19 protein-coding genes are annotated in these 16,515 nt (G+C 69.6%); 10 read left to right on the forward strand and 9 right to left on the reverse strand.

The features are described from left to right. Positions 1–7: 7 nt before the first annotated feature. The 4 genes from ACHMXA_RS02925 to ACHMXA_RS02940 form a co-directional block, all read right to left on the reverse strand. A complete protein-coding gene (locus ACHMXA_RS02925) occupies positions 8–1,216 on the reverse strand; it encodes a M20 aminoacylase family protein (RefSeq protein ID WP_395318326.1) in 1,209 nt (402 codons plus the stop codon). Between the two features lie 102 nt (positions 1,217–1,318). Beyond that, positions 1,319–2,185, reverse strand: a complete 867-nt coding sequence (locus ACHMXA_RS02930) for a pirin family protein (protein WP_395318328.1) — start codon at positions 2,183–2,185, stop codon at positions 1,319–1,321. After that, the gene (locus ACHMXA_RS02935) at positions 2,182–2,766 is read right to left on the reverse strand and encodes an NADPH-dependent FMN reductase (RefSeq protein ID WP_395318330.1); all 585 of its coding nucleotides are present in this window, start codon (positions 2,764–2,766) and stop codon (positions 2,182–2,184) included. Before ACHMXA_RS02935 ends, ACHMXA_RS02930 begins: the two co-directional genes overlap by 4 nt. Before the next feature lie 39 nt (positions 2,767–2,805). Continuing rightward, complete coding sequence (locus tag ACHMXA_RS02940; protein ID WP_395318332.1) at positions 2,806–3,189, reverse strand: DoxX family protein; 384 nt, start codon at positions 3,187–3,189, stop codon at positions 2,806–2,808. Positions 3,190–3,276: 87 nt separating this feature from the next. Here ACHMXA_RS02940 and ACHMXA_RS02945 point away from each other — a divergent pair, with 87 nt between their 5' ends. Together ACHMXA_RS02945 and ACHMXA_RS02950 are read left to right on the forward strand one after the other, a co-directional pair. Further along, positions 3,277–4,179 carry a LysR family transcriptional regulator gene (locus tag ACHMXA_RS02945; protein WP_395318334.1) on the forward strand — a complete coding sequence of 301 codons (903 nt, stop codon included), beginning with the start codon at positions 3,277–3,279 and terminating at the stop codon, positions 4,177–4,179. A 74-nt stretch (positions 4,180–4,253) separates the two neighbouring features. Then, positions 4,254–4,730: a peptidylprolyl isomerase gene (locus ACHMXA_RS02950; protein ID WP_176665329.1), complete on the forward strand. Its 477-nt coding sequence runs from the start codon at positions 4,254–4,256 to the stop codon at positions 4,728–4,730. 27 nt (positions 4,731–4,757) lie between these two features. Here the strand turns inward: ACHMXA_RS02950 and ACHMXA_RS02955 are convergent, their stop codons facing one another. Further along, positions 4,758–6,335 carry a CHAD domain-containing protein gene (locus ACHMXA_RS02955; RefSeq protein ID WP_395318336.1) on the reverse strand — a complete coding sequence of 526 codons (1,578 nt, stop codon included), beginning with the start codon at positions 6,333–6,335 and terminating at the stop codon, positions 4,758–4,760. 168 nt (positions 6,336–6,503) lie between these two features. On the opposite strand from ACHMXA_RS02955, the gene ACHMXA_RS02960 reads away from it, so the two are divergent. Both ACHMXA_RS02960 and ACHMXA_RS02965 read left to right on the forward strand, forming a co-directional pair. After that, positions 6,504–6,926 (forward strand): VOC family protein, encoded by a 423-nt coding sequence (locus tag ACHMXA_RS02960; protein WP_019653755.1) that lies wholly within the window; start codon positions 6,504–6,506, stop codon positions 6,924–6,926. 157 nt (positions 6,927–7,083) lie between these two features. Beyond that, positions 7,084–8,178: a pirin family protein gene (locus tag ACHMXA_RS02965; protein ID WP_395318338.1), complete on the forward strand. Its 1,095-nt coding sequence runs from the start codon at positions 7,084–7,086 to the stop codon at positions 8,176–8,178. Here the strand turns inward: ACHMXA_RS02965 and ACHMXA_RS02970 are convergent. The 3 genes from ACHMXA_RS02970 to ACHMXA_RS02980 form a co-directional block, all read right to left on the reverse strand. Then, entirely contained in the window at positions 8,175–8,465 is a 291-nt protein-coding gene (locus tag ACHMXA_RS02970; protein ID WP_093195879.1) for a YciI family protein, read from the reverse strand. The two genes, ACHMXA_RS02965 and ACHMXA_RS02970, sit on opposite strands and share 4 nt — an antisense overlap. 122 nt (positions 8,466–8,587) lie before the next feature. Continuing rightward, positions 8,588–9,595, reverse strand: coding sequence for a tripartite tricarboxylate transporter substrate binding protein (locus tag ACHMXA_RS02975; protein WP_395318340.1), 1,008 nt, complete (start codon positions 9,593–9,595; stop codon positions 8,588–8,590). Between the two features lie 82 nt (positions 9,596–9,677). After that, the gene (locus ACHMXA_RS02980) at positions 9,678–10,772 is read right to left on the reverse strand and encodes a tartrate dehydrogenase (RefSeq protein WP_395318342.1); all 1,095 of its coding nucleotides are present in this window, start codon (positions 10,770–10,772) and stop codon (positions 9,678–9,680) included. 126 nt (positions 10,773–10,898) lie between these two features. Here ACHMXA_RS02980 and ACHMXA_RS02985 point away from each other — a divergent pair, with 126 nt between their 5' ends. The 3 genes from ACHMXA_RS02985 (at position 10,899) to ACHMXA_RS02995 (ending at position 13,323) form a co-directional block, all read left to right on the forward strand. Beyond that, complete coding sequence (locus ACHMXA_RS02985) at positions 10,899–11,828, forward strand: LysR family transcriptional regulator (RefSeq protein WP_395318344.1); 930 nt, start codon at positions 10,899–10,901, stop codon at positions 11,826–11,828. Positions 11,829–11,908: 80 nt separating this feature from the next. Next, complete coding sequence (locus ACHMXA_RS02990; protein ID WP_176665336.1) at positions 11,909–12,985, forward strand: M4 family metallopeptidase; 1,077 nt, start codon at positions 11,909–11,911, stop codon at positions 12,983–12,985. After that, entirely contained in the window at positions 12,982–13,323 is a 342-nt protein-coding gene (locus ACHMXA_RS02995) for a protealysin inhibitor emfourin (protein ID WP_395318346.1), read from the forward strand. Before ACHMXA_RS02990 ends, ACHMXA_RS02995 begins: the two co-directional genes overlap by 4 nt. Positions 13,324–13,331: 8 nt before the next feature. Here ACHMXA_RS02995 and ACHMXA_RS03000 read toward each other — a convergent pair whose 3' ends face one another. Beyond that, complete coding sequence (locus ACHMXA_RS03000; protein ID WP_395318348.1) at positions 13,332–14,660, reverse strand: Nramp family divalent metal transporter; 1,329 nt, start codon at positions 14,658–14,660, stop codon at positions 13,332–13,334. Between the two features lie 117 nt (positions 14,661–14,777). Between ACHMXA_RS03000 and ACHMXA_RS03005 the strand changes: the two genes are divergently transcribed. The 3 genes from ACHMXA_RS03005 to ACHMXA_RS03015 all read left to right on the forward strand — a co-directional run bounded on the left by ACHMXA_RS03005 (position 14,778) and on the right by ACHMXA_RS03015 (position 16,460). Continuing rightward, positions 14,778–15,086, forward strand: a complete 309-nt coding sequence (locus ACHMXA_RS03005; protein WP_395318350.1) for a putative quinol monooxygenase — start codon at positions 14,778–14,780, stop codon at positions 15,084–15,086. Positions 15,087–15,250: 164 nt separating this feature from the next. After that, on the forward strand, positions 15,251–15,844 hold the full coding sequence (locus ACHMXA_RS03010) for a hypothetical protein (protein ID WP_395318352.1): 594 nt from the start codon (positions 15,251–15,253) through the stop codon (positions 15,842–15,844). Positions 15,845–15,869: 25 nt separating this feature from the next. Then, entirely contained in the window at positions 15,870–16,460 is a 591-nt protein-coding gene (locus ACHMXA_RS03015) for a hypothetical protein (protein ID WP_395318354.1), read from the forward strand. The last annotated feature ends 55 nt before the right edge of the window (positions 16,461–16,515 follow it).

Genomic DNA, 16,515 nt, shown 5'->3' on the forward strand with positions numbered 1-16,515 from the left:
AACGACTTCAGGCGCGCGCCGCCGGCAGCCAGCGCTGCACCAGCTTCACGAAGTAGCTGGCGCCGATCGGGATGATCTCGTCGTTGAAGTCGAACGAGGTGTTGTGGATGATGCAAGGGCCGGGCCCGTGGCCGTCGAGCCGGTGGTCGCCGTCGCCGTTGCCAAGAAAGGCGTAGCAGCCGGGCCGCGCGAGCAGCATGTGGGCGAAGTCCTCGGCGCCCATCACGGCGGGGAAGTCGTCGGTGACCATGTCGTCGCCCACCACCTCGCGCATCACGCTGGCGGCGAAGCGCGCCTCGGCCGGGTGGTTCACGGTCGGCGGCGACGAGCGCTTGAAGAACACCTCGGCCGTGCAGCCGTGTGCCGCCGCCACGCCCGCTGCCACTTCGCGCAGGCGGGCTTCGAGCTTGTCGATGGCGTCGATGGAGAAGGTGCGGATGGTGCCGCCGACGGTGGCGACGTCGGGAATCACGTTCGGCGCATCGGAGCCCTGCAGCTGCGTGACCGCGAGCAGCGCGCGCTCGGTGCTCGGGATGGTGCGCGCCACGATGGTCTGCAGCTGCTGCGCGAGCGTGACCACCGCCGCCACCGGGTCGATGCCGGTGTGCGGCATCGAGGCGTGCGTGCCGCGGCCGCGCACGGTGATCATGTAGGTGTTGCTCGAGGCCATCAGCGCGCCTTCGTTGAGCGCGAAGCGGCCCACGTCGCCCACCGGGAAGTTGTGCAGGCCGAAGACGGCGTCGCAGGGGAAGCGCTCGAACAGGCCCTCGTCGATCATCTTCTTCGCGCCAGCCTTGCCCATCTCCTCGGCGGGCTGGAAGATGAAATTCACCGTGCCGTCGAAGTCGTCGGGCCCTTGCTGCGAGAGGTGCCAGGCGGCGGCCAGCAGCATGGTGGTGTGGCCGTCGTGGCCGCAGGCGTGCATGCGGCCGGGGTGCGTCGACTTGTGGGCGAACTCGTTGGCCTCGTGCAGCGGCAGCGCGTCCATGTCGGCGCGCAGGCCGATGGTGCGGCTGCCCGTGCCCTTGCGCAGCACGCCGACGAGCCCCGTGCCCGCGATGCCGCGGTGCACCTCGATGCCCCACTCGGCGAGCAGCTTTGCGACCTTGTCGGAGGTGCGGTGCTCCTCGAAGCCGAGCTCGGGATGGGCGTGGATGTCGCGGCGGATCTCGACGAAGCGGGCGGCGTTGGTGATGAAGGAATCGGCGATGTTCATGGCGGGGCTGCTGGCAGCGGACTCGTTCGATGGAAGAAGAAGCGAACGATTCTGGCGCAGCAGCCCGCTGCGCGCACGCCGGATCAACCGCCGGCCAGGCTGCTACGCAATTCGCCCTTCCTGCCGCAGCCTCGCGCCGATGCGCCGGATCTCGGCCTCGCCCTGCTCGAGCGCGGCCTTGCTGGTGTGCACCGAGTAGTAGCCCATCACCAGCTCGTGCGGATGCTTCTGCGCCGAGCCCAGCACGAAGGCCGTGTCGCCGTGCGCCACGAAATCGATGGCCGCGCCCGATTCCTCGAACACCGCGAGCTCGCCCGCGGCGACGGGGCCGCCGGTGCCGCCGGTGTCTTGGCCCGCCTCGAGCGCGCCCCCGCTCACGGCGATCCAGCCCACCGTGTGGCCGGCCGGCGGCACGTAGGTCCAGCGTTCGCCGTCCTTGAGCTTCACGGCCAGGTAGTTCATCGGCGAAGGCGCGGCGACGGGGCTCTGCGCCGCGCCGTAGCGCCCGAGCAGCACGCGCGCCGGGCCTTCCTGCGGCACCTGCGAGGGCGCGAGGTACATGCTCTGCGCGGGCGCGTTCTCCTCCGAAGGCGGCAGCGCTACCCACAGCTGGAAGCCGCTCACGCGCTCCACGCCCGGCGCGGGCGCACCGGTGTGCCACACGCCGTTGCCGGCGCGCATCCATTCGACGCCGCCGCCGTGCAGCGTGCCCTGCTCGCCGGTGGTGTCCTCGTACTGCGTGTCGCCTTCCATCAGCCAGGTCAGCGTGGCGATGCCCGAGTGCGGATGCAGGCCGAAGCCCTTGTGGCCGCCGGTCACGTCGAAGCCGAAGAGGTCGAGGAACACGAAGGGCTTGAGGAATTCGCCCAGGTCGCCGGGGCTCATCAGCCGCGTGATGCCGCCGTGGCGCGAGCCGCGCGTGCGATAGACGATGCCGCGGGCGCTCGTTTCGATGGCCGTGGTCGTCATGCGGCCTCCCTCGCGCTCTTCAGCGCCTTCGCCCACCACGCGATGTCGTCGAGCAGCGTGGTGGCCGCCTGCGCCAGATGCGGGAAGTCGGCGAAGCTCTTGCCCTGCTGCCAGATGCCCAGGAACTCGACCATGCCGATGTGCACCGCGTGGCGCACCGGCGCCATCTGCATCTCGACCGCCACCAGCCGCAGCTGCTCGATGGCGCGCGCCGCGCCCACGCCGCCGTAGCCCACGAAGCCGATCGGCTTGCGGATGAACTCCTTGTAGGCCCAGTCGATGGCGTTCTTCAGCACCGCGGCGGGGCCGTGGTTGTATTCGGGCGTGACGACGATCAGGCCGTCGAAGGTGGCCAGCTTCGCCTGCCAGCGCTGCGCGGCCTCGTTCTTCACCGGGCCCCAGGCCGGCGCGCCGGCTTCGTCGAAAAGAGGCAGCGGGTGGTCGCGCAGGTCGACCAGCTCGAAGGCCAGGTCGGTGCGCTGCTTCGCGATCTCATGGATCCACTGCGCGGGCTTCTCGCCGAAGCGGCCTTCGCGGGTGGAGCCGAGGATGATGCCGATGCGGGGTTGTTGTGCGGTCATGGGGTACTCCGTGGGTTTGGAAGAAGAAGGAAGAGAAGTTCAGGCGGCCGAAGCCGGCTGCGGCACCGGCCGCAGCCGCCAGGCGACGAAGCCCGACAGCAGCGCCAGCACCACGGCCGGCGCGGGGTTGCCGCCGATCAGCAGCAGGTGCGTGGCGACGGCGCAGACCATGGTCGCGAACAGCAGCAGGCCGCCGAGGAAGCCGGTCGCGGGCACGAGCAGCAGCACCGCGCCGCCGACCTCGACGAGGCCGGTCACATAGCGGAACCACTGGCCGAAGCCGATGGCGTCGAACACCTGGACCATCTGCTGCGCGCCGGCCAGCTTGGCCGCGCCCGCGGCGCCGAAAGCCAGCGCCAGCAGGATGCGCACGCCCCAGACGATGCGGCGCTGGGTAGGAGAAGCAAGGGATGAAGTAGTCATGGGCTCAAGGTTAGGCACGCACCCATTGATCGACTAGGCGGTAGAGTCGGATTGCACTCGTCCACGAATTGAAGGAATCAGCCCGCCATGTTCGACCTCAACGACGCCGCCGTCTTTGTCCAGGTGGTGCGCCACGGCAGCTTCGCCGAGGCAGGCAGGCGCCTGGGCCTGCCGCCCAACACCGTGAGCCGGCGCATCCAGCAGCTCGAGTCGCAACTGGGCACCCGGCTGATGCAGCGCTCCACCCGCAAGCTCACGCTGACCAGCGCCGGGCAGGATTTCCACGACCAGTGCGCCGGCCACATCGACGGGCTCGCCGCCGCCGGGCAGGCGCTGGCGGCGGGCGGCCAGGAACCCAGCGGCCTGGTGCGCGTGGCCGCGCCGGCGGATTTCTTCGATTTCTTCCCGATGGAATGGGTGGCCGGCTTCCTGGCCGAGCATCCGCTGGTCAAGCTCGATTTCGCGCTCAGCGACGCAGCCGCCGACCTGATCGCCGAGCGCATCGACGTGGCCTTCCGCGGCGGCGTGCTGCGCGATTCGGGCTACGTGGGCCGGCGGCTGGTCACCCGCAGCGCCGGCCTGCTGGCGAGCCCCGCCTACATCGCCCGGCGCGGCGAACCGAAGAGCCTGCAGGACCTGGCCCGGCACGACTGCGTGACCCCGTCGACACCCACCGGCCACACCACCTGGCGCCTCACCGGCCCCGACGGCGTGGAAGAGGAAGTGCAGGTCACCGGCCGCTTCACCGGCAACACCGCCCAGGCGCTGCGCAGGGCCGCGCTGGCCGGACTCGGCATCGCGCAGCTGCCGCCCGCGATGGCCACGCGCGACGAGCAGGCGGGCCAGCTGGTGCGCGTGCTGCCGCAGTACGAGTACGCCGGGCGCGGGCTCAACGTCGTCTACCCGAGCCGCAAGCATCTGCCGCTGGCGGTGTCTGCGTTCATCGGGCTGGTGATGGGGAAGCTCGACCAGATGGACGTGCTGAAATAGCCGCGCGGCCCTCCAGGCCCTCGGGAAAGGCCCGGCCGCCTGCGCCTTCGGGTTTCGTCCGAGAATGCGAGCCCATGAAAATCGCAAAAGACACCGTCGTCACCATCAAGTACAAGGTCTCCGACGCCCAGGGCAAGCTCATCGAGGCCAGCCCCGAGCCGATGGCCTACCTGCATGGCGGATACGAGAACACCCTGCCCAAGATCGAGGAAGCGCTCGACGGCAAGGAAAAGGGCTACCAGACCGTGCTGAACCTCGCCCCCGCAGACGCCTTCGGCGAGCGCGACGAGTCGCTGGTGCGCAGCATCCCCAAGACCGACTTCCCGCCCGGCGTGAAGGTCGGCGGCCAACTGCAGGGCAGGCTAGACGACGGCCGCGAGCACGTCTTCACCGTGATGAAGATCAAGGGCCCGGTCGTGCTGCTCGACGGCAACCACCCCTGGGCCGGCAAGGCGCTGAAGTTCAGCCTGCAGGTGACGGACGTGCGCGCGGCGCAGCCGGTGGAGATCGAGCACCGGCATGTTCATGGGGCGCATGGGCACCATCACTGAACGGGCCGTGTCGGCCCACGAACTTGACTAGCTTTTCTTCCAGAACCTCGCCGCATCCTCGATCTTCACGAGCGCCTTGCGGCTGGCCTTCGCCCCGGCCTCGCGCCGCGCGGTGAACCATCCCACGGCGAACCATGCACGCGCATCGCGCTCGGCGGCCTCGCGGTACAGCGCGAGCGCGACGGCCTCGTCGTTGAATTCGCCCAATGCGTCCTGCGCCGGGTGCAGGGCCTTCAGGTAGCGGCCCGCGGCGCCGTCGTCTTCCTGCTTTTCGTCGAACAGCGGCGCCACGGACTCGGCAAGGTAGCGCAGGCGCTTGAGGCGCTTGCGCACGCGGTGCTGGGTTTCGGTGTCCAGCGATTCGAAGCGCTCGCCGTCGCGCAGCACCTGCTTGTGCAGGCGCTGCAGGCGCTTGCGAAGCAGGCGGCGGGCTTCGTTGGCGTTGGCCGGGGCTGATGGCGGATCGCCTTCCGTAACCGGTTCGGATTCGGCCGGTTTCGCCGCGGTGAAGCCGATCAGCGAGACGAGCACGTTCTGGAAGGCCGGTGCGCGCACGATGTCGCCGGGCGAGGGCGCATCGGCTGCGGCGGCATCGTCGGCGGCCAGCGGATCGAAGTCGGGCGCGCCGGCTTCGCGCAGGCGCGGCTGCGCCAGCTTCACCACCTGTTCGCGGTCGCGCAGTGCGCCGAGGGCGCGGAAGGCGTCGACGAGCGGGGGCTCCCATTCCGCGGCCTGGGCGACGCCCGAGGCGGGGTCGAGATCGGCGAGCTCGCGCAGGGCCGTGCGCAGCCGGCGGATGCCGATGCGCAACTGGTGGATCTGCTCCTCGTCGGTGCTGCCCGCGGCGATCTCGCTCGCGTTCGGCAGCATCTGCGCAAGGCACGACGCGACCACGGCCCGCCGGATGGCCAGGCCGTCCGGATGCCGATCGGCGAAGCGCGGCGGCTCGGCCTTCACTGCTTCCACAGTCTCCTGCGCCGCAAGCAGCCGCGCGCCGCGCTCCGCCTTCGACACGGTGCTGAACCACAGCCCGTGCTGCTGCGACCAGCGCCGCGCAAGCGAGACCAGGCCCTGCACGTCGCCGCGCTTGAGTTCGAGCTCGAGCTCGCACACCGGCGATTCGCGCTGCTCGGGCGTGCCGGCGTGGGCGACGACCTTGCCGACGTCCAGCGCCATCTCGATCACCGCGCCGCCCGGGCCGGCGACGCGAACGTCACGCGTGAGCCGCACGATGTCGGTCGATTGCCGCTCGACCAGCGGCGTGCCGTCGGCGAGGAGCTTCGCGAGCCGCTCGCCCACGGGCGTGCCGTGGTGGCGCTGCGGATCCATCTGCGGCGCCGGTCCTGCCGTGCCGAGTTCGACGTTGTGCTCCAGGCGGTGCAGGGCGTTGTCGCCGGTGGCCTTCACGGTCTGCACCCAGCGAGGCCCTTCCTTGCGCAGCCGCAGCACCACGCCGTCGGCGGCCAGGCGCTGGTCGGCGGTGTCGAAATAGCGGGCCTGCAGGCGGGTGCGCTCGACGGTGCCGCGCCTGAGGGCGGCTTCGACGGCCTTCAGGCGGCCGGCGGGGATGCAGAACTTGAACTCGATTTCCATGATGGCAGCCATGATGCCCGGTCCGTTTCGCCCCTTGCAATCGCGGTCGCATCGTCTGGATCGGTAGCTTCGAAAATTTATGTGGACGCCGTCCATTTGATTTGCTATCGTTTGTGGACGGCGTACACAAAACGCCGGGCAGCACCTCCACAAACCTCTTTTCATCGACAGGACGACACCATGGCCACCAAGCAGATCTTCGTGAATCTCCCCGTCAAGAACCTCGACAAGACCAAGGCGTTCTTCGCCGCCCTGGGCTACACCTTCAACGAGCAGTTCACCGACGCCAACGCCGCGTGCATGGTCGTCCAGAAAGACAGCATCCACGTCATGCTGCTGGTCGAGGAGTTCTTCAAGACCTTCACCACCAAGAGCATCGCCGACACCGCCAAGAGCACCGAGGTGCTGCTGTGCCTCTCGTGCGAGAGCCGCGCCGAGGTCGACGAGCTGGTGGCCAAGGCCAAGGCCGCCGGCGGCACCACCCCGACCGAGCCGAAGGACTACGGCTTCATGTACGGCCACGGCTTCCAGGACCTCGACGGCCACCTGTGGGAACTGGTCTACATGGACCCGAACGCCGCCGTGACGCACCAGAACCCCTGAGGCAGCGCCGCCGCACAGGACCCGGACGATGCCGATCGTTCCATACGCGCTCTTCACTGTTGCACGGAAAGCCCCTGGCGGAAGGCGGCGCCGCCCCGATATTCCATCCACCGGCACGGCATCATCGGCCGCGCCCCCCATGGAAAGGAATATCCGCATGTCCGACAACAACAACGACAACAGGAGCCCCGTCGTCCAGGTCAAGCCGCTCGGTTTCCCGTGGCAGACGATCGACCCGTTCCTCTTCTGCGTCTACCACGACGACGCCTACCCGAAGGCCAACGGCCGCATGGGCCCCGAGGCCTCGCTGGCCGGCCGCCAGATCGGCCAGGACTTCAGCCGCAAGGACGGCTGGAGCATGTACCACGGCGAGACGGTGCCGGGCTTTCCCTCGCACCCGCACCGCGGCTTCGAGACCGTGACCATCGTGCGCAAGGGCCTGGTCGACCACTCCGACTCGCTGGGCGCCACCGCGCGCTTCGGCGGCGGCGACGTGCAGTGGCTCACGGCCGGCAAGGGCATCGTGCATTCCGAGATGTTCCCCCTGCTCGACGCCGACGCGGCCAACCCGCTGGAGCTGTTCCAGATCTGGCTCAACCTGCCGGCGAAGAGCAAGATGGCCGAGCCGCACTTCACGATGTTCTGGTCGGAGGCCATTCCTCGCTTCGTCTCCGACGACGCGAAGGGCGGCCGCACCGAGGTCGCCGTGATCGCGGGCCGGCTCGGCGACGACCCATCCAGCGGCCGGGCCCCGATCCAGCCGCTGGCGCCCCCGCCCGATTCCTGGGCCGCGCAGGCCGATGCCGACGTGGCGATCTGGACGCTGAAGATGACGCCCGGCGCCCAATGGACGCTGCCCGCCGCCGCCGCCGCCGGCGAGGGCACGCGGCGCATGCTGTACTTCTTCAAGGGCGCGACGGCGCGGGTCGGCGGCGAGCAGGTGCAGGGCCCGGCGGCCGTCGAGTTGCGCGCGGACGTAGCCGTGGAAATCGTCAACGGCGACGCGGAAACCAGCGAGTTCCTGGTGTTGCAGGGCCGACCGATCGCCGAGCCGGTGGCGCAGTACGGCCCGTTCGTGATGAACACACAGGCCGAGATCAGCCAGACCATGGCCGACTACCGCCGCACGCAGTTCGGCGGCTGGCCCTGGGAAGACCCGGCGCCGGTACACGGCCACGACGCGCCGCGCTTCGCCCGGCATCCGGGCGGGCGCGAGGAGCTGCCGGCGGAAGCGGCTGGAAAGCTCGCCTAGAAAGTCTTGAGGATCTCGACGCTCGGTGCCGTCATGCGCGGCACGAACTCGATGACCTCGGTGCGCGCCACCCCGCCCTGCACGAAGGGGTCGCGCGCCAGCACCGCCTCCAGGCCCTCGCGGTCGCCCGAGCGCGCGAGGATCACGCCGCCCTGGCGAGGCACCTGCCGACCCGAGGCCACGAAAAGGCCGCTTTCGTAGTGCTTCTTGAGCCAGACCATGTGCGCATCCATCAGCGCGTCGACCTCCTCGAGCGGACGGATGTAGGTGAGGGTGACGATGAACATGGGCGCGGCGGCGGTGAATTCGGAAGCCCCGATCCTATGGCCTCGGCAAGGCGCGCGCCGGCCGCAGGTGTGCGCGGTCGTAACCGGCATCACGCCGGGCACGTATTTCTTTCCTGCTCGGCTTACTCGATCGCCACGCCGCCTTCCTTCACCAGCCTCGCGAACTTCGCCGTCTCCTCGCGGATCTGCCGCGCCATCTCTTCCTGCGTGCCGCCCAGCGGCTCGGCGCCGATGGCCTGCATGCGCTGCGCGAACTCGGGCGAATGGATGATCTTCACCATCTCGGCGTTCAGGCGCGCCACGATCTCCTTCGGCGTGGCCGCCGGCGCCAGCACACCGAACCAGGTGCCGATGTCGAAGCCCTTGAGCCCCGCCTCCTCCAGCGTCGGCACGTCCGGCAACACCGACGAGCGCCGCGCCGTGGTCACGGCCAGCGCGCGCAGCTTGCCGCCCTTGATGTGCTGCAGCACCGGCGTGATGGTGTCGAAGGACATCGCCACCTGCCCGCCGAGCAGGTCGGTGGTGAGCGGCCCGCTGCCCTTGTAGGGCACGTGCAGCAGCTTCGTGCCGGTGCTGGCCTGGAACTGCGTGCCTATCAGGTGCTGCGCCGTGCCGTTGCCATTGGAGCCGTAGGCCAGCTTCTCGGGCGCGGCCTTGGCGAGCGCCACCAGCTCGGCCACGTTCTTCGCGGGCGTGTTCGCGGCGTTGATGACCAGCACGTTCGGCACCATGGCCACCACGGTGATGGGCGCCAGGTCCTTCTGGAAGTCGTAGGGCAGCTTCCTGTAGACGCTGGTGGCGATGGTGTGGTGCACCGCGCCCATCAGCAGCGTGTAGCCGTCGGGCCTGGCCTTCGCCACGTAGTCGGCACCGAGCGTGGCGCCGGCGCCCGGCTTGCTCTCGACCACGACCGGCTGGCCGAGCGACTGCGAGAGCTTGTCGGCCAGCGCGCGGGCCAGCACGTCGGTGGTGCCGCCGGCCGGGAAGGGCACGACGAGGCTGATCGGCCGCGTGGGCCAGCCCGGAGTGGCCTGTGCCTGCTGCGCGAAGGCGAGGGCGGTGGCGCCCAGCCCCACTGCGATGACTGCGGCCCGCAGCACGGTGCGGCGCGCGTTCGATGAAGCGTTCATGTCTTGTCTCCGGCTCGTTGTAGTGGTGCGCGCATCGAGGCGCGCGGATACCGTGGAATCGCTTGTTCGCCCGGGTGGCGGATCAGGCCGCCAGCCGCAGCGGCTCGGCCGCTATGTGCGCGCACACCGCGCGCGTCACCTCTTCGGTGGTCGCGTTGCCGCCCAGGTCGCGCGTGTGCAGGGCGGGGTTGGCCGTGACGTGCTCCACCGCAGCCATCACGCGGCGCGCGGCCTCGGTCTCGCCGAGGTGCTCCAGCAGCATCACCACCGACCAGAAGGTGCCCACCGGATTGGCGAGCCCCTTGCCCATGATGTCGAAGGCCGAGCCGTGGATGGGCTCGAACATCGACGGGTAGCGCCGCTCGGGGTCGATGTTGCCGGTGGGCGCGATGCCCAGGCTGCCCGCGAGCGCGGCCGCGAGGTCGCTGAGGATGTCGGCGTGCAGGTTGGTGGCGACGATGGTGTCGAGCGTGGCGGGCCGGTTGACCATGCGCGCGGTCATCGCGTCCACCAGCTCCTTGTCCCAGTGCACGTCGGGGAACTCCTTCGAGACCTGCAGCGCGATCTCGTCCCACATCACCATCGCGTGGCGCTGAGCGTTGCTCTTGGTGACCACGGTGAGCAGCTTGCGAGGGCGCGAGCGCGCCAGCCTGAAGGCGAAGCGCATCACGCGCTCCACGCCGGCGCGGGTCATCATGCTCACGTCGGTGGCGGCCTCGATCGGATGGCCCTGGTGCACGCGCCCGCCGACACCGGCGTACTCGCCTTCGGAGTTCTCGCGCACGATCACCCAGTTCAGGTCTTCCGCCCTGCAGCGCTTCAGCGGCGCGTCGATGCCCGGCAGGATGCGCGTGGGCCGCACGTTGGCGTACTGGTCGAAGCCCTGGCAGATCTTCAGGCGCAGGCCCCACAGCGTGATGTGGTCCGGGATGTGCGGATCGCCCGCGGAGCCGAAGAGAATCGCGTCCTTGCCGCGCAGCGCGTCGAGGCCGTCGGCCGGCATCATCTCGCCGTGCGCGCGATACCAGTCGCCGCCCCAGCCGAAGTCTTCGAAGCTGAAGTTCAGCGCGCCGCCGGAGGCCTGGGCCAGCGCCTCCATCACCTGTCGGCCTGCGGGGATCACTTCCTTGCCGATGCCGTCGCCGGGAATGGTGGCGATGCTGTAGCTGCTGCTCATCGTCGATGTCCTTCTTTGTGTGCGTGTAGGTGCTCTGTCGGGCTCCCACTGTAGGATCGGCCGCGTCGAACGATTCACGCCGGAAGTGAATCCATCGTTAACCTGAATTCAACAATCGGATCAACCATGGCAGCCCCGGTACAGCCCGCCGACCTCGGTTTTTTCTCCACGCTCGCGGCCAGCGGCAGCCTGAGCGCGGGGGCGCGCGAGCTCGGCATCAGCACGCCCGCGGTGAGCAAGCGGCTCGCGCAGATGGAATCTCGCCTGGGCGTCACGCTGGTGAACCGCACCACGCGGCGCATGAGCCTCACGCCCGAGGGCGAGCTCTACGTGGCGCACGCGCGCCGCATCCTCGGCGAGATCGACGACATGGCGCAGCTCCTCGGCGGCGCGAAGGGCGAGCCCCAGGGGCTGCTGCGCGTGAACGCCACGCTGGGCTTCGGGCGCAGCCATGTGGCGCCGCTGATCTCGAAGTTCGCGAAGAAGCATCCGCAGGTGGAAGTGCAGCTGCAGCTCTCGGTGAACCCGCCGCCGCTGACCGACGACGCCTTCGACGTCTGCATCCGCTTCGGCGCGCCGCCCGAGGCCCGCGTGATCGCGCGGCGCATCGCGTCGAACCGGCGCCTCCTGTGCGCCTCGCCTGCATATCTCACGCGCGCCGGGCAGCCCAAGGTGCCCAACGACCTCACGCGGCACCGCTGCATCGGCATCCGCCAGGGCGACGAAGCCTACGGCATCTGGCGTCTGAGCAGCGGGCGCGGCACCGCGCAGCGCACCGAGGCGGTGAAGACGCGCGGGATGCTCAGCACCAACGACGGCGAGATCGCGGTCAACTGGGCGCTCGACGGCCACGGCATCCTGATGCGCGCCGAGTGGGACATCGCGCGCTACCTGCGCAGCGGACGCCTCGTGCAGGTGCTCGCGAGCTACCGCACGCCCGACGCCGACATCTACGCGGTGTATCCGCAGCGCCACCAGCTGTCGGCGCGCGTGCGAACTTTCGTCGACTTCATGGCCGCCGCGCTGGGCAAAGACGACATGCCGCCCAGGGCTTGAGCGTCGATCCGACAGGCGCGGGCGCGCGTTTCTGCTACGGTGGATTCGAACCGATCGACCTTCGACGAAAGGCCCCGCCCATGCCATCGCGCAACCCGCAAATCCTGCCGCCCGCCTTCGTGCCGCCTTACCTGCTGAGCCGGCTCGCCGAAAGCGCCAGCCCGCCGCTGAGCGAGCGCGCGGTGAGCACGCTGACCATCGACCGCGAGCACCGCGCGCTGCGCGGCCTGGTGCCGCCGGCGGTGGTCTCGAACATCACCGGCACGCCGGTGCGCCCTGCGCGGCCCAATTCGCCCGAGCGCGCCATCCACGACGCGGGCCACACGACCGAACTGCCCGGCAGGCTGGTGCGCACCGAAGGCAGGCCCGCCACCGGCGACATCGCGGCCGACGAGGCCTACGAGCACCTGGGCGCGACCTGGCGGCTGTACCGCGAGGTGTACGAGCGCGACTCCATCGATGGCGCGGGCATGCCGCTGACCGGCAGCGTGCACTACGGCAGGAACTACGACAACGCGTTCTGGAACGGCGCGCAGATGGTGTTCGGCGATGGCGACGGCGAGGTGATGAACCGCTTCACCATCGCGGTGGACATCATCGGCCACGAGCTCACGCACGGCGTGATCGACCACGAGGCCGCGCTCGTCTACCAGGGCCAGCCCGGCGCGCTCAACGAATCGATCTGCGACGTGTTCGGCGTACTGGTGAAGCAGCACGTGCTGAAGCAGACCGCGCAGCAGGCCGACTGGCTCATCGGCGCCGGGCTCTTCATGTCCAGCGTGAAGGCCAAGGCCCTGCGCTCGATGGCCGAGCCGGGCACCGCCTACGACGACCCGGTGATCGGCAAGGACCCGCAGCCCGCGCACATGAAGGACTTCGTCGTCACCTCGCAGGACAACGGCGGCGTGCACATCAACTCGGGCATTCCGAACCGCGCCTTCCACCTGGCGGCCGTCGCCATCGGCGGGCCGGCATGGGAGAGCGCAGGCCGCGTCTGGTACGACACCTTGCGCGACAGACGCCTGCGCAACGACGCCGACTTCGAGGCCTTCGCGACGCTCAGCATCGATGTGGCGTCGCAGCGCTTCGGCGCCGGCAGCGCGGTCCGCAAGGCGGTGGCCGACGCCTGGCAGGCCGTGGGGGTGATCGCGCCATGATCCGCCTGCCGCCGCTGAACGAGGCGACCACCGTGCGCGTGACGCGCGAGGGCGGCCTGGCCTACCTGCCGGGCCTCGCGCAGCCGCGCAGCTTCCAGCTCGGCGAGTGCACGCAGGAGTTGCGCCAGCGGATCGGCGATGCGCTGCAAAGCGCCGTGCCGCGCGCGCAGCAGCCGCCCGGCGCGACGGTGTCGGGCGGCGACCAGCGCTTCTACCGCGTCGAGGTGCTCGTGCGCAGCGCGGGCGAGCAGCAGGACATCTTCGTGAGCTTCGAGGTGCCCGAGGCCGAGGCGCCGGAGGCGCTGGTGCACCTTTGGAAGGAAGCGGGCAGGCGCTGAAGAGGCCTCTAGGCACCGCCTAATACGATCGACGCGATCAGCCACACGTTGGCCGCGCCGATCACGCCGAACAGCAGCCACGCCAGCGACTTCACCACCGGCCCGTTGGCGAAGCCGCCCATCAGCGCGCGGCTGCTCGTGAAGCGGATCAGCGGCCACATCGCGAAGGGCAGCTGGAAGCTCAGCACCACCTGGCTGAGCACCAGCATCTTGCCCACGCCGCCATCGCCGAACCACCACACGCCCAGCCATGCCGGCCCCAGGGCCAGCGCGCGCGTGATGAGCCTGCGCTGCCAGCACGGAATCTTCAGGTCGAGGAAGCCTTCCATGATGATCTGGCCCGCAATGGTGCCGGTGAAGGTCGAACTCTGTCCCGAAGCAAGCAGCGCGATGCCGAACAGCGTGGCCGCGACCGCACTGCCGACGACGGGCTCCAGCAGCCGGTAGGCGTCGTCGATCTCCGTCACCTCCCGGTGGCCAGTGGCGTGGAAGGCGCTGGCCGCCAGCACCATGATGGCCGCGTTGACCAGCAGCGCGAGCGAGAGCGACACCACCGCGTCGAGCGTGCAGAAGCGCACCGCCTCGCGCCGCGCGGGCTCGGTGTCGGCGATCAGGCGCGTCTGCACGATGGACGAATGCAGGTACAGGTTGTGGGGCATCACCGTCGCGCCGACGATGCCGATGGCGAGATACAGCGCGCCTGGCTGGTGCAGCCGCTCCAGGCTCGGGCCGAAACCCATCGCCACGCCGAACCAGTTGGGCGGCGCCATCGCCAGCTCGACCACGAAGCAGGCCGCGATGGTGCCCACGAGCCCCAGCACGATGGCCTCCACGCGGCGGAAGCCCGCGCCCTGCAGGCCCAGCACCAGCAGCGTGTCGAAGGCGGTGATGGCGATGCCCACCGGGATCGACACGCCGAACAGCAGGTGCAGCGCGAGCGCGCTGCCCAGCACCTCGGCGAGGTCGCAGGCCACGATGGCCAGCTCGGCGCCCAGCCACAGCAGGCGGTTGACGCGCGGCGAGTAGTGTTCGCGGCAGGCACGCGCCAGGTCCTTGCGCGCGACGATGCCCAGCCGCACGCACAGCGTCTGCAGCAGCATCGCCGCCAGGCTCGCGAGCAGCACCACGAACAGCAGCCCGTAGCCGAAGCGCGAGCCGGCCTCGATGTCGGTCGCCCAGTTGCCCGGGTCCATGTAGCCGACCGAGACGAGCAGGCCAGGGCCCGCGTAGCGCATCAGCTTCTTGAAGAAGGGCAGTTCCTGCGGGACGGCGACGCTGCCCTTGACTTCGGAAGGGCAGAAGGGCGCGGTGGCCGTGCGAGGGAGCGGGAAGAACATGCGGGCGATGATAGGGACAAGGCCGCGGCGTTGTCGCGGACCTGACCGGTACGGTCGCGCCAAATCTCTTAGATTCGACCGCTGTCATTCATCACTCATCCAATCGGAGACTTTTCAATGATCCACGTCGTCGCCGTCATCACCGCCAAGCCGGGCCAGCGCGCCAAGTTGCTCGAGGCCTTCGCCGAGAACCGCGCGGCCGTGCTGGCCGAGGCAGGCTGCATCGAGTACGGCGCCACGGTCGATGCGCAGGGCATCCCCACGTCGAAGGCCAGCTTCGGCCCCGACACCTTCGTCGTGATCGAGAAGTGGGAAACGCTGGCGCACCTGCAGGCGCACGCGGTCGCGCCGCACATGAAGGCGCACGGCGAGAAGACGAAGGAGCTCACCGCGGGCAAGCTGATCCACGTGCTCGAGCCGGTCTGAGGCACTCCGCCGTCCGTTCGCCCTTCTCCGCACCTTCCGGTTTCGCGGCATCACGCATTCGCGCGCGGCGCGATGCGTGCTACCGTCGCGCCGGGAGCACGCGCCACCGATGCACCATGCATGCGTCGCGGGCCTCGTGAAGATGCAGAGAGGGGACCGAAGGGATGGCGATCTTTAGTTCGCAGCAGGGCCGGCATTTGCGCCGCCCGCTCTTGCCCGGCGTGCTGGCAGCCGCCGTTCTGGCCACCGGCTGCGCGCCGTTGCTGACGCCGCCCTACGCGGCCGACTACGAGACCCTCGACAAGCTCGAGGCCACGCGCCCCGGCATGGTGGCCCTTGCGAAGGCGCAGCCCACCGACGCGGACGACAAGGTCAACACCGTGCGCCTGCGCAGCGCCCGGCTGCTGTCGCCCAGCGGCAGCTTCGCGCAGTACCTGCAGGACGCGATGATGCGCGACCTGAGCGAGATCTCCGTCTACGACCCGAAGGCGCCCACGCGCATCGCGGCGCGCGTGCTGGCCAACGAGATCGACCTGGGCGTGATCAACGGCGCGGGCCGCATGGAAGTCGAGATCACCGTCACGCGCGACACCACGCAGCGCCTGCGCAAGACCTATCGCGCCGAGACCGCCTTCGATTCGAGCTACGCGAACATCGTCGCCGTGCCTGCCGGGCAGGCCGCGTATCCGCGCCTCGTGCGTGCCTTGCTGCGGCAGGTGTATGCCGATCCGCAGTTCGTGGCCGCCATCGGCCACTGATCCCCAGAGGCGAGGAGGCGTTTCGATGCGGTTCTTTTCTCTTCCGGCGGCCATGGCGCTGTCGGCTTCGTTGCTGCTGCTCGGCGGCTGCGTGCATCCGATCACCATGATCACCGAGACGGCCCCGGCGCGTTCGCAGGCGTACCTCGTGCCGAAGAAAGTCGCCTACGTGATGACCGATGCCGACCGCGACCTCGAAGTGGTCACCCCCGGCGGCAGCGGCGACCGCGTGAGCTACTACCCGTACCGCGACCTGGAGAAGTCGATCCGCGATGCGCTGCGCGCCGTGTACCGCGACGTCGTCGTGCTGCGCACCGCCGCCGACGCGAAGGCCAACGAGGCGGCGGGCGTGTCGCTGGTGTTCTCGCCGCGCATCAAGACCGACTCGAGCTCATCCTCATGGATCAGCTGGCCGCCGACCTCGTTCACGGCCGAGGTCTCGTGCGTGGTGACCGATGCGGCGGGCGCCGAAGTCACGCGCGTGCGCGCCGTGGGCAATGGCACGGCCGAGTTCGGTGAGTTCAAGGGCGACTTCGGGCTGGCGGCGCGAAGGGCTGCGACGCGGCTGACGTCGCAGTTGAGCAGCGAGATACGCAGAAACGAGAAGCTGCGATAGGAGTGAAAGCGGCGAAAGCGGGGGAGCGGGAGCCCAATAAAAAAACGCGCCCGAA

This window comes from Variovorax sp. UC74_104 (assembly GCF_044055375.1).
In the GTDB taxonomy this organism is placed as follows: Bacteria; Pseudomonadota; Gammaproteobacteria; order Burkholderiales; family Burkholderiaceae_C; genus Variovorax.